Origin of the sequence: Kitasatospora sp. NPDC088779, from assembly GCF_040685395.1 — a bacterium.
Classification (GTDB): Bacteria; Actinomycetota; Actinomycetes; order Streptomycetales; family Streptomycetaceae; genus Kitasatospora.
Genome location: NZ_JBFBHW010000056.1, coordinates 1 through 12,533 on the forward strand (window position 1 = coordinate 1; position 12,533 = coordinate 12,533).

The following is a 12,533-nucleotide window of genomic DNA, read 5'->3' on the forward strand; positions in this document are numbered from 1 at the left end:
GATGGTACTGCAGGGGGGACCCTGTGGGAGAGTAGGACGCCGCCGAACAATTATTCCGAAAAGACCCCCTCCCGTCCGGGAGGGGGTCTTTTTGCGTTTCCGCGGCTTTGGAACTTCAAGGCCTCAGAGCTGGAGCTTGAATCCGACGTGCGACGGGACGAAGCCGAGCTTCTCGTAGAAGCGGTGGGCGTCGGTGCGGGTCGCGTCGGAGGTGAGCTGGACGAGGTCGGCGCCGAGTTCGCGGGAACGCTCGATCGCCCACTGGATCAGTTCGGTGCCGAGGCCGCTGCCCCGCTCGTCGGCGTGGATGCGGACGGCCTCGATGACGGTCCGGGTGGAGCCCTTCCGGGAGATGCCGGGGATCACGGTCAGCTGCAGGGTGCCGACGGTCCGGCCGGCGCGCTCGGCGGCGACCAGGTGCTGGTGCGGGTCGCCGTCGACGCGGGCGAAGGCGGCACGGTACGGGGTGAGGTCGTCGGGGCTCTCGCGGGTGGCACCCAGGGCGTCGTCGGCGAGCATGGCCACTAGCGCCGGCAGGTCCTCTGCGGTGGCCCGGCGGATCGTCAGGTCAGTCATTGATCAGAGGATAGGCGCGCCCTGTTTCCCCGCACCTCCGCCGCCACTGCCCGTAGAGCCCCCTCAGGCCCCTTCTCGGGGGTGATTTGCCGTCACTCCCCGGGCTTGGCACTGGTGATGACGGCGAAGACGGCGCCGTGCGGGTCGTGGAACTGGGCGAGGCGGCCCACGCCGTGGACGTCCATGGCGCGAATCCGCACGGTGGCCCCGAGCTTGTCGGCGATGGCGAGGCTGGCGTCCACGTTGGGAACCTCGAAGTAGGGGAGCCAGTGCGAGGTGGTGCCGCGGGCGGTCTGTTCGGGGCCGAGCTGCATGATGCCGCCGTGGGCGTCGTCGCTGCCGGCGCCGGCGGGGGTGAGGACGGTGTAGGAGGTGCCTTCGAGCGGCACGTCCTGTTCCTGCCAGCTGAAGACGGTCCGGTAGAAGGTCTTGGCGCGTTCGGCGTCGACGCTGTAGCACTCGGCCCAGCAGAGGCTGCCCTCCTCGTTGACGACCTCCAGGCCGTGGGTGTCGTGCGGCTGCCAGACGGCGAACTCGGCGCCGGTCGGGTCGGTGTAGCCGGCCATCCGGCCCGCGGTGAAGACGTCGAAGGGGGTGAACCGGACGTGCCCGCCGGCCTGTTCGACGAGTTCGGTGGTGCGGTCGGCGTCGAGGGTGGCGAAGTACAGCGTCCAGGCGGGCAGGGAGCCCTCCTCGGCGAGCGGCCCGAGGGCGGCGACCGTCCGGCCGTCGAGCTGGAAGAAGCCGTACCCGCCGGCTTCGGGGCCGGCCGGGTCGAAGGTCCAGCCGAACAGGGCGGTGTAGAAGTCGACGGAAGCCCGGGTGTCGGGACTGCCCAGGTCGAGCCAGTCGGGGGAGCCGGGGCGGAAGGAGGTGTTGAGCATGGGCACTGCTCCTCGGACGGGGCCCGTACGGGCGCGATCGTGCCCCCCTGCCCGTCCCAGCCTGGCACCTCGGCGGGGGCGCTGCACGGCGGGGCGCTGCTCGGCAGGGGCCCGGAGGCGGTCCCGCCGCGGGGGTGGTCCGGCGCGGGTGCGGGCTTGTCGTGGCCGGGCGGTACGGTGCGTAACGAAAGGTCCACCCGTACCGGTCGAAGGGGGTTCCGGTGGCCAGGCAGGCGCAGTCGGGGCAGGAGGCGCCGCGCCAGCTCGCGCAGGTCGAGGGCGTGCTGGAGCGGATCACGTACGCCAACGAGGACACCGGTTACACGGTGGCCCGGGTGGACACCGGCAGGGGTGGGAACGACCTGCTGACGGTGGTGGGCGCGCTGCTGGGAGCCCAGGTGGGGGAGTCGCTGCGGCTGCACGGGCGGTGGGGCTCGCATCCGCAGTACGGACGGCAGTTCACGGTGGAGAACTACACGACGGTGCTGCCGGCGACGGTGCAGGGCATCCAGCGGTACCTGGGTTCGGGGCTGATCAAGGGGATCGGGCCGCGGTTCGCCGAGCGGATCGTGGAGCGCTTCGGGGTGGACACCCTGGAGGTGATCGAGAACGAGCCGGGCCGGCTGATCGAGGTGCCGGGGCTGGGGCCGAAGCGGACGAAGAAGATCGCGGCGGCCTGGGAGGAGCAGAAGGCCATCAAGGAGGTGATGGTCTTCCTCCAGGGGGTCGGGGTGTCGACCTCGCTCGCGGTGCGGATCTACAAGCAGTACGGCGACGCCTCGATCGGAGTGGTGAGGAACGAGCCGTACCGGCTGGCGTCGGACGTGTGGGGGATCGGCTTCCTGACGGCGGACCGGATCGCCCAGGCGGTGGGGATCCCGCACGACAGCCCGGAGCGGGTGAAGGCGGGGTTGCAGTACGCGCTGTCGCAGAGCAGCGACCAGGGGCACTGCTACCTGCCGGAGGAGCGGCTGATCGCGGACGGCGTGAAGCTGCTGCAGGTGGACGTGGGCCTGGTGATCGACTGCCTGGCGGAGCTGGTCGCGGCGGAGGGGGTGGTGCGGGAGTCGGTGCCGGGGGAGGCGGGCGAGGCGATCACCGCGGTGTACCTGGTGCCGTTCCACCGGGCGGAGATCTCGCTGGCCAACCAGCTGCTGCGGTTGCTGCGTTCGGATTCCGACCGGATGCCGTGGTTCGGCGGGGTGGACTGGCCGGTGGCGCTGGAGTGGCTGGCGAAGCGCACCGGGGCCGATCTCGCGCCGGAGCAGGAGCAAGCGGTGCGCCTGGCGCTGACCGAGCGGGTCGCGGTGCTGACGGGTGGTCCGGGCTGCGGCAAGTCGTTCACGGTGAAGTCGATCGTGACGCTGGCGCTGGCCAAGCGGGCGAAGGTGGTGCTGGCGGCGCCGACCGGGCGGGCGGCGAAGCGGCTGGCGGAGCTGACCGGGGCGGAGGCCTCGACGGTGCACCGGCTGCTGGAGCTGAAACCGGGCGGGGACGCCGCGTACGACCGGGACCGGCCGCTGGACGCCGATCTGGTGGTGGTGGACGAGGCCTCGATGCTGGATCTGATCCTGGCGAACAAGCTGGTCAAGGCGGTGCCGCCGGGGGCGCACCTGTTGTTCGTGGGGGACGTGGACCAGCTGCCGTCGGTGGGCGCCGGCGAGGTGTTGCGGGACCTGCTGGCGGAGGGCGGCCCGATCCCGTCGGTGCGGCTGACCAGGATCTTCCGGCAGGCCCAGCAGTCGGGGGTGGTGACGAACGCGCACCGGATCAACGAGGGGAGGCCGCCGCTGACGGACGGTCTGCCGGACTTCTTCCTGTTCGCGGAGGACGACGCGGAGCTGGCGGCCGGCCTGACGGTGGACGTGGTGGCGCGGCGGATCCCGCAGCGGTTCGGCTTCGACCCGCGGCGGGACGTCCAGGTGCTGGCGCCGATGCACCGGGGTCCGGCCGGGGCGGGGAACCTGAACACGCTGCTCCAGGGGGCGGTGACGCCGGCCCGGGAGGGGCTGGCGGAGCGGCGGTTCGGCGGGCGCACGTTCCGGGTGGGGGACAAGGTCACGCAGGTGCGCAACAACTACGACAAGGGGCGCAACGGGGTCTTCAACGGCACAGTGGGAGTGGTGACCGCCCTCAGCGTGGACGACCAGCGGTTGACGGTGCTCACCGACGAGGACGAGGAGGTGCCGTACGACTTCGACGAACTGGACGAGCTGGCCCACGCGTACGCGGTCACGATCCACCGCTCGCAGGGCAGCGAGTACCCGGTCGTGGTGATTCCGGTCACCATGTCCGCTTGGATGATGCTCCAGCGAAACCTGCTCTACACCGCTGTGACCAGGGCCAGGAAACTGGTGGTACTGGTGGGGTCACGGAAGGCGATCGCCCAGGCCGTGCGAACCGTCAGTGCAGGTCGACGGCATGCGGCGCTCGATCATCGACTGGCAACTGGATGATTATCCAACAGGATGGTTGCCTCTAATGTTCTCTTGACGTGAAGAGATTTACGGCAGAGCCTAGGGTGGTGCCGATCTTGTCCGGTTCGTACCGGCTGCGGCAGCAGGTTTTGTAGGGGCGGGCCCTTTCGGGCCACCCCGGGTGCGCGGCTGTCCTCCAGATGGGGGATGGTAGAGACAGTCAGGGCACCTTGGAAGAGGATTCATTTCGTCGGTGAGGAAGACGTGAGCGACAACTCGGTAGTACTGCGGTACCAGGACGGCGAGTACGAGTACCCCGTCGTCGAGAGCACTGCGGGCAACGCCGGCTTCGACATCTCGAAGCTGCTCCCGCAGACCGGCCTGGTCACCCTGGACAACGGCTTCGGTAACACCGCCGCGTACAAGTCCGCGATCACCTTCGTGGACGGTGACAACGGCATCCTGCGGTACCGCGGCTACCCGATCGAGCAGCTCGCAGGGCAGGGCGGCTTCATCGAGACCGCGTACCTCCTGATCAACGGTGAGCTGCCCAACGCGGTCCAGCTGGCCGAGTTCAACCGCGAGATCACCCAGCACACCCTGCTGCACGAGGACGTCAAGCGCTTCTTCCAGGGCTTCCCGCGGGACGCCCACCCGATGGCCATGCTGTCCTCGGTGGTCGGCGCGCTCTCCACGTTCTACCCGGAGAGCCACAACCCGTTCGACGCCGGCCAGCGCCACCTGTCGACCGTCCGCCTGCTCGCCAAGCTGCCGACGATCGCCGCCTACGCGTACAAGAAGGCGATGGGCCAGCCCTTCGTCTACCCGCGCAACGACCTGAGCTACGTCGAGAACCTCCTGCGGATGACCTTCGCCGTCCCCGCCGAGGACTACGAGCTCAACCCGGTGATCGTCAACGCCCTGGACAAGCTGCTCATCCTGCACGCGGACCACGAGCAGAACTGCTCGACCTCCACCGTGCGCCTGGTCGGCTCCAGCCACGCCAACCTGTTCGCCTCGATCTCGGCGGGCATCTCGGCGCTCTGGGGCCCGCTGCACGGCGGCGCCAACCAGGCCGTGCTGGAGATGCTGGAGAGCATCCAGAAGGACGGCGGCGACGTCGACGCGTTCATCACGAAGGTGAAGAACAAGGAAGCCGGCGTCAAGCTGATGGGCTTCGGCCACCGCGTCTACAAGGCCTTCGACCCGCGCGCCGCGCAGGTCAAGCTGCTCGCGCACGAGGTCCTCGGCCAGCTCGGCAAGAACGACGAGCTGCTGAACATCGCGCTCAAGCTGGAGGAGCACGCCCTCAAGGACGACTTCTTCATCTCGCGCAAGCTCTACCCGAACGTGGACTTCTACACCGGCCTGATCTACCGCGCCATGGGCTTCCCGACCAGCATGTTCACCGTGCTGTTCGCCCTCGGCCGGCTGCCGGGCTGGATCGCCCACTGGCACGAGATGATCAACGACCCGACCAGCCGGATCGGCCGTCCGCGCCAGATCTACACCGGCGTCGAGATCCGCGACTACGTCGCCCTCGGCGACCGCTGACGCTGCACCCGGAAGGGCCCGGCCGCCATCTGGCGGCCGGGCCCTTCCGCGTCCCCGTGCGGTGGGCCCGGGTGGGCGCCCGCGCGGGGACGGAACCGTACGGCGCACGACTCCGGGGCCGGGCCGAAGCCGGGGACGGCCGCTCAAAGCGTCCCTGACCCGCCGCAACCCCGGCGTCGTGCGCGAAGGCCGTCAAGGTCGACGACCGTCCCGGGGCCCGCCGGAGCCCCGTCGGCGGCAGTCGGTGGAAGCGCGGGGACGCATTGCCGTTCGTCGCGTCTCCGCCCATCGGAAAACTGCCGCACTACCAACCTAAGACGTATCAGGGTGCGAGAAGTTACGCCCGGGGGGTGTGAGCTGCCTCTCGCCACGCTCCGTGTGCACGTCGTGCCGAGCCCATATCACACGTTCCCGCGCGCGCGACGTCACCCTCCCCGCAGTCACGGCAACCGAGCGTGATAGGAATCGTGGCATTCCGGTACGGACCGTCCCGCACCCTCGCAGCGTGGCGGCGGAGCTGGGGAGGGAGTGCGCAGATGGCCAGGAACGTCGTTGTCACCGGCGGTGGCACGGGAATCGGGTACGAAGTCGCGCGGCGGTTCGCCGAGGCGGGCGAACGGGTCGTGATCGTGGGCCGCCGCCGCGCGGTCCTGGAGAAGGCCGCGGCGGACCTCGGGCCGAACGTCACCCCGCTGGTGTGCGATCTCGCCGACCCCGATGCCGTCGAGGCCGCGCTCGCCGAACTGCCCGAGCGGATCGACGTCCTGGTCAACAACGCCGGCAGCCGGGAGACCGTGATCGGCGCCGGGCCGCACGCCCTGCTGGCCCGCTGGCGCGGTGACTTCGAGCGCAACGTGCTGACCGTGGTGCTGCTCACCGAGTCGATCCGGGACCGGCTCACCCCCGGCGCCGGCCGGGTGGTCACCATCAGCTCGATCGCCGCCCTGCGCGGGGCCGGCTCGTTCGGCGCGGCGAAGGCCTCGCTGCACGCCTGGAACCACTTCCTGGCCGCCCAGTTGGGCACCTCCGGGATCACCGCCAACATCGTCGCGCCCGGGACGGTGGCCGGCACCGAGTTCTTCGGCCCCCGGCTGGACGAGGCCGAGGTCTCCCGCCGGGCGGCCCGCACCCTGCTGGGCCGGATCGGGGAGACCGGTGAGGTCGCGGCCGCGGTCTACTTCCTGGCCTCGCCCGAGGCCGGGTTCATCACCGGCGAGATCCTGCACTGCAACGGCGGCGAGCTGCTCGGGCGCTGACGCGTCGGCGCGTTGGCGCTGGGAAGGGTCCGGACCGGGCGGTCCGGGCCCTTCCGCGTCGCGTGGGCGGGTCAGGCGGGCTGGAAGCGGCGCAGGCGCAGGCTGTTGGTGACCACGAAGACCGAGGAGAAGGCCATCGCGGCCCCCGCGATCATCGGGTTGAGCAGCCCGGCGGCGGCCAGCGGGATCGCTGCCACGTTGTAGCCGAAGGCCCAGCACAGGTTGCCCTTGATGGTGCCGAGCGTGCGGCGGGAGAGCCGGATGGCGTCGGCCGCCGAGCGCAGGTCGCCGCGGACCAGGGTGAGGTCGCCGGCCTCGATCGCGGCGTCGGTGCCGGTGCCCATCGCCAGGCCCAGGTCGGCCTGGGCGAGGGCGGCCGCGTCGTTGACGCCGTCGCCGACCATCGCCACGACCCTGCCTTCGGCCTGGAGCCGCTTGACGGTGGCGACCTTGTCCTCGGGCAGCACCTCGGCGACCACGTCCGCCGGGGCGATGCCGACCTCGGCCGCGACGGCCTCGGCGACCGCCCGGTTGTCGCCGGTCAGCAGCACCGGACGCAGGCCCAGCGCGCGCAGCCGGGCGATCGCCTCGGCGCTGGTCGGCCTGACCGCGTCCGCGACCTCCAGGACGGCCCGGGCCTCGCCGTCCCAGCCCACCGCGATCGCGGTCCGCCCGGCCGCCTCGGCCGCGGCCTTGGCGCGGGCCAGGACGGGCGGCAGGTGCTGGGCCCGGTCGGCGAGCAGGGCCTCGCGCCCGGCCACCACCGCCCGGCCCTCGACGACGCCCTGCACGCCCCTTCCGGGGAGGTTGCGGAAGTCCTCGACCGGCGGCAGCGCGCCGGTCCGCTCCGCGGCGGCGGTGGCGATCGCGGCGGCGATCGGGTGCTCGGAGGCGTGCTCCAGGGCGCCGGCCAGGCGCAGCGCCTCGGTCTCGCCGACGCCCTCGGCGGTGTGCACGGCGAGCAGGGTCATCCGGCCGGTGGTGACGGTGCCGGTCTTGTCCAGGACGACGGTGTCGACCTTGCGGGTGGTCTCCAGTACTTCGGGGCCCTTGATCAGGATGCCCAGCTGGGCGCCGCGGCCGGTGCCGACCATGAGCGCGGTCGGGGTGGCCAGGCCCAGGGCGCACGGGCAGGCGATGATCAGCACGGCCACGGCGGCGGTGAACGCCTCGGTGGGGCTGTCGGCGGCCAGGAGCCAGCCGACCAGGGTGGCGAGCGCGAGCAGGATGACGACCGGGACGAAGACGGCGGAGATCCGGTCGGCGAGGCGCTGGGCGGCGGCCTTGCCGTTCTGGGCCTCTTCGACCAGTCGGGCCATCCGGGACAGCTGGGTGTCCGCGCCGATCCGGGTGGCCTCGACGACCAGCCGGCCGCCGGCGTTGACGGTGGCGCCGGTGACCTGGTCGCCGACGCCGACCTCGACCGGTACGGATTCGCCGGTGAGCATCGAGGCGTCCACCGCCGATCCGCCCTCGACCACCGTGCCGTCGGTGGCGATCTTCTCGCCCGGCCGGACCACGAACCGGTCGCCCACGGCCAGGCCGCCGACCGGGATCCGGACCTCGGCCCCGCCGCGCAGCACGGTGACGTCCTTGGCGCCGAGGTCGAGCAGGGCGTGCAGGGCGGCCCCGGCCCGGCGCTTGGAGCGGGCCTCCAGGTGGCGGCCGAGCAGGATCAGCACGGTGACGGCGGCGGCCGTCTCCAGGTAGAGGGTGGACGAGGCGTCGGTGTCGCCGATCGCCAGTGAGAAGTCGTGGTGCATGCCGGGCAGGCCCGCGTGGCCCCAGAACAGTGCCCAGAAGGACCAGCCGAAGGCGGCCAGGGTGCCGAGCGAGACCAGGGTGTCCATGGTCGCGGCGCCGTGCTTGAGGTTGGTCCAGGCGGCGCGGTGGAACGGCAGGCCGCCGTAGACCACGACCGGGCCGGTGAGGGCGAAGGCGAGCCACTGCCAGTTGGCGAACTGGAGGGCCGGGATCATCGACAGCATGACCACCGGGACGCTGAGGACGGCGCTGATCAGCAGTCGGTCGTACAGCGGGTCGGCGGTGTCGGTACCGGCACCGCTACTGACGTCGGCGTCGGCGCCGGTCGGGAGGGCGGGGGCCGGGGGCGGCGGGAGCTCGGCGGTGTAGCCGGTGCGCTCGACGGTGGCGATCAGGTCCTCGACCGTCACCCCGGGGCCGTAGTCGACCCGGGCCTTCTCGGTGGCGAGGTTGACGGTGGCTTCGACGCCGTCCATCCGGTTGAGCTTCTTCTCGATCCGGGTCGCGCAGGAGGCGCAGGTCATGCCGCCGATCGACAGCTCGACCCGGTCCCGGACCCCGGGGGTGCCCTGGACGCCGGGGGCGGTGGTGACCAGTTCGCTTCGCTCGCTCATGCGGATCGGCTCCTCGGCAGCTCCTCGGTGGGGGTGTACGGCGGGGTCCGCTGCCCGGGCCCCGCCGTACCGGGTGTGCAGGGAGGCCTAGGCGCTGCGGCCGACCAGTTCGTAGCCGGCCTCGTCGACGGCGCTGCGGACCTGGTCGTCGTCCAGCGGGGCGAGGGAGGAGACCGTCACGGTGCCGGCCTTGGAGTCGGCGGCGACCTCGGTGACGCCGGTGAGGGCGGAGAGCTCCTCGCTGATCGCCTTCTCGCAGTGGCCGCAGCTCATGCCGGTCACGGTGTAGGTGGTGGTGCTGGACATCCGGGCCTCCGGGAGGTGTGGCGCCCCGGGCGTCGGCCCGGGCTCTACTCTGACAACACCATACCCCTCAGGGGTATTTCCGGGAGGGGCGGGTGAAGTGGCGCGCGTCACGGACGCGTGCGCCGGTCGAGCGTATGCGCCGGACCGCCTCAGGCCGGGGAGGCCGGGAGCTGAGCCGGGATCGGCGCGCGCTCGCGCCGGATCAGCAGCCGCAGCCAGAGCAGCCCGCCCAAGGAGACCACGAGCAGTCCGGCCGTGTCGTAGAGGGTGTACAGGTGCACCTGCTCGCTGGTGGGATCGGGCATGTGGCCGAGCTCGAACAGCGCGCGCTGCCAGGAGCTCGCGGTGGTCTTGGCGACCAGCCAGACGGCGATGCCGCTCGTGCTGTCCCAGAGCGCGTGCAGCACCGATACGCCCAGGTAGGTGACGACGACCGGGGTGGTGAAGCGGAACCGCCCGCCGCGGCGCTCGCTGAACAGCACCCCGCCGATGATCGCCGTCCACAGGATGTGGCCGACCGGCGCGAGCACCCCGCGCAGGATCTCCGTCTCGACCAGGTCCTCGAGCGAGAGTCCCTGGATGCTCAGCACGGCGTTGAACGCGTACCCGGCGCTCTCGAACGCGGCGAACCCCGCGCCGACGGTGGCGCCGAGCACCAGCCCGTGCCGCAGCCCGCTGACCCGCAGCCGGCGGCTCACCATGACCAGGGCGGCCAGCTTGGCCGCCTCCTCGATCAGGCCGACGGTGACGTACATCCAGGCCGAGGGCGAGACCAGGTAGCTCTCCAGCACCGAGGCGCCCAGGACGCCGATGATGCCGCCGATGCCGAAGCAGGCGAAGAGCCGGTCCGGGCCGAGGTCGCCGGCGTAGCGCTCGTAGGCCCAGATCACCAGGGTGGCCGGGACCAGGAAGCTGCCGAGCAGCACGATCGTCGGGACGAGGTTGCTGTTCCCGGTGAGGAACGTGACGACGACGGTGGCGCCCCAGAGCAGCAGGCCGACGGCGAAGACCTTCAGCCAGTGGTCGGACGTGGCCGTCGTGCGGGCCGGGGCGTCGGAGATGCGGGGGGTGTTGCGGTAGCCGGACACCGGACGGGGCCTCCTCGGGGTAGCCGCTTTGGTCGAACTGTATGACAAATGGGGCATTTGGGGGCGATCGGGGCGCTCGTGCGGCGGGTCGGCGGACGCGGTGGACGGAAACGCGGTAGGCGGGCGGGTGGGCGCCGCGAACGTCCCTTATGTTCGGTATGTGTTCCCGACCCGCCGTGCCCAGTCCCCCTCGGCCCCCAGCGCCGCCGGGCTGCCGCCGGACCGGCGGCGCGGCGCCCTGCTGGCCGCCGACCTCCAGGACGTGCCGTTCTGGCGGCGCGCCAGCCCGGCGCTGCTCGCCGTGCTCCTGGTCGCACTCGCTGACCTCCTCTCCGGCAAGGACCGCTACCTGGCACCGCTGATGACCGTCGTCCCGGCCGCCGCCGCGCTCACCCTCAGACCGGGCGAACTGCTCGCCGTCTGCGCGCTCGGTCTGCTCGCGGTCTTCGGGCTCAGCCACTACGACCAGGTCGACAACATCAACGACGCACGCTTCCTTTACGGTGCGATGGTCAGCTACGCCGTGCTGACGGTCTTCTCCGCCTGGGTCGCCAAGATCCGGATGCGGCGCGCGGCGGCCTTCGCGGCCGTCAGCTCCGTCGCCGAGGCCGCCCAGCGGGCCCTGCTGCGGCTGCCCGGGCCGGCCGTCGGGCCGCTGCGGCTGGCCGTCCGGTACGTGTCGGCGGCCGACGCCTCACGGATCGGCGGGGACCTGTACTCGGTGCTGGAGACACCGCACGGCACCCGGGTCGCGGTCGGGGACGTCCGGGGCAAGGGGCTCTCCGCCGTGCAGACCGCGGCCGTGGTGCTGGGCGCGTTCCGGGAGGCCGCGTACGACGAGGCCGGGCTGCGGGGCGTCGCGGCGCGGATCGAGGCCAGCGTCGAGCGGCACGTCCCGGACGGGGAGTTCACCACCGCGCTGTTCGCGGAGTTCCGCACGCCCGGGGTGATGGAACTGCTGCAGTACGGGCACGTTCCGCCGATCCGGGTCGACGGCGACGGGCGGGCGCACGTGCTGGACGCCCCCGACCCCTGGGTGCCGCTCGGTCTCGGACGGCTGGCGACCGGCGAACCGGCCAGCTGGGACCAGCCGTTCGGGGCGGAGGACGTCCTGGTGCTCTGCACGGACGGGGTGGTCGAGGCGCGGCACCGCAAGAGCGGGGAGTTCTACCCGCTGGCGGAGCGGGTCGGGCCGCTGGTGCGGGGCGCCACACGGTCGGAAGGGGATCTGGAGGCGGCGGTGGGGCGGGTGTACGCGGACCTGCTCGCGCACACGGGCGGGGAACTGCGGGACGACGCCCTGCTGCTGCTGATCACCAGGACGGACGGCTGACGGCCAGGCGGCTGAGGGCCGGACGGCTGAGGGCCAGAGACCCTCTCTCCTCGCGCGGGCGCCCGCGCGAGGAGAGAGGGTCTCTCAGGATGCGGTGACGTCGGCGAGGGCGCGGAAGAGCAGGGCGGTGGAGGTGGCGCCCGGGTCCTGGTGGCCGATGCTGCGCTCGCCGAGGTAGGAGGCGCGGCCCTTGCGGGCCTGGAGGGGAACGGTGTCGCGGGCGCCCTGGTCGGCGGCGTCGGCGGCCGCCGACGCCGCCTCGGGGAGGGCGGCCCCGGCGCCGGCCGCGGCGCGGAAGGCGGCGACTGCCGGGGTGTAGGCGTCGACGATGGTCTTGTCCCCGGGCACGGCCTTGCCGAGGGCGCGGACGGCGTCCAGGCCGGCCGCCAGTGCCTCGGCGACGGCGGCCGGGCCGACGGGGTCGGCGGAGCCGGGCGGGGCGGGATCGGGCAGGGCGGCGCCGATGGCGCGGAAGGCCTTGCCGTAGAGCGGGCCGGAGGCGCCGCCGACCTTGGAGATCAGCGTGCTGCCCACCTTGGTGAGCACGGCGCCCGGGCCGGCCGGCTGGAGGCCGTCGAGGGCTGCCAGGGCGGCGGAGAAGCCGCGCCGGAGGTTGCTGCCGTGGTCGCCGTCGCCGATCGCCGAGTCCAGCTCGGTGAGCCGGTCCTGCTCCTTCTCGACGGCCGCGGCGATCGCGCGGACCCAGGCCTCGGCGAGGGGGGTGTCGAATTCCATGACGTC

The 12,533-nt window shown here is 72.3% G+C and carries 10 protein-coding genes; 4 read left to right on the plus strand and 6 right to left on the minus strand.

The window, feature by feature from the left end:
* Positions 1-123 precede the first annotated feature (123 nt).
* Positions 124-576, minus strand: coding sequence for a GNAT family N-acetyltransferase (locus AB0P03_RS34355; protein ID WP_363588566.1), 453 nt, complete (start codon positions 574-576; stop codon positions 124-126).
* Between the two features lie 92 nt (positions 577-668).
* A complete protein-coding gene (locus tag AB0P03_RS34360; RefSeq protein ID WP_363632512.1) occupies positions 669-1,460 on the minus strand; it encodes a VOC family protein in 792 nt (263 codons plus the stop codon).
* 221 nt (positions 1,461-1,681) lie between these two features.
* Here AB0P03_RS34360 and AB0P03_RS34365 point away from each other — a divergent pair, with 221 nt between their 5' ends.
* From AB0P03_RS34365 to AB0P03_RS34375, 3 genes are all read left to right on the plus strand, one after another.
* Entirely contained in the window at positions 1,682-3,916 is a 2,235-nt protein-coding gene (locus tag AB0P03_RS34365) for an ATP-dependent RecD-like DNA helicase (protein WP_363588570.1), read from the plus strand.
* Positions 3,917-4,141: 225 nt separating this feature from the next.
* Positions 4,142-5,431 (plus strand): citrate synthase, encoded by a 1,290-nt coding sequence (locus tag AB0P03_RS34370; RefSeq protein WP_363632513.1) that lies wholly within the window; start codon positions 4,142-4,144, stop codon positions 5,429-5,431.
* Positions 5,432-5,967: 536 nt separating this feature from the next.
* Complete coding sequence (locus AB0P03_RS34375) at positions 5,968-6,687, plus strand: SDR family oxidoreductase (RefSeq protein WP_063349393.1); 720 nt, start codon at positions 5,968-5,970, stop codon at positions 6,685-6,687.
* Between the two features lie 71 nt (positions 6,688-6,758).
* Here the strand turns inward: AB0P03_RS34375 and AB0P03_RS34380 are convergent, their stop codons facing one another.
* From AB0P03_RS34380 to AB0P03_RS34390, 3 genes are all read right to left on the minus strand, one after another.
* Positions 6,759-9,065, minus strand: coding sequence for a heavy metal translocating P-type ATPase (locus AB0P03_RS34380; RefSeq protein WP_363632516.1), 2,307 nt, complete (start codon positions 9,063-9,065; stop codon positions 6,759-6,761).
* Between the two features lie 87 nt (positions 9,066-9,152).
* A complete protein-coding gene (locus tag AB0P03_RS34385) occupies positions 9,153-9,482 on the minus strand; it encodes a heavy-metal-associated domain-containing protein (protein WP_363588576.1) in 330 nt (109 codons plus the stop codon).
* A gap of 38 nt (positions 9,483-9,520) precedes the next feature.
* Positions 9,521-10,459, minus strand: coding sequence for a PrsW family glutamic-type intramembrane protease (locus AB0P03_RS34390; RefSeq protein ID WP_363588578.1), 939 nt, complete (start codon positions 10,457-10,459; stop codon positions 9,521-9,523).
* 160 nt (positions 10,460-10,619) lie between these two features.
* On the opposite strand from AB0P03_RS34390, the gene AB0P03_RS34395 reads away from it, so the two are divergent.
* Complete coding sequence (locus AB0P03_RS34395; RefSeq protein ID WP_363588580.1) at positions 10,620-11,792, plus strand: PP2C family protein-serine/threonine phosphatase; 1,173 nt, start codon at positions 10,620-10,622, stop codon at positions 11,790-11,792.
* Between the two features lie 84 nt (positions 11,793-11,876).
* Here AB0P03_RS34395 and dhaL read toward each other — a convergent pair whose 3' ends face one another.
* A complete protein-coding gene (dhaL, locus tag AB0P03_RS34400) occupies positions 11,877-12,527 on the minus strand; it encodes a dihydroxyacetone kinase subunit DhaL (RefSeq protein ID WP_363588582.1) in 651 nt (216 codons plus the stop codon).
* Between the last annotated feature and the right edge of the window lie 6 nt (positions 12,528-12,533).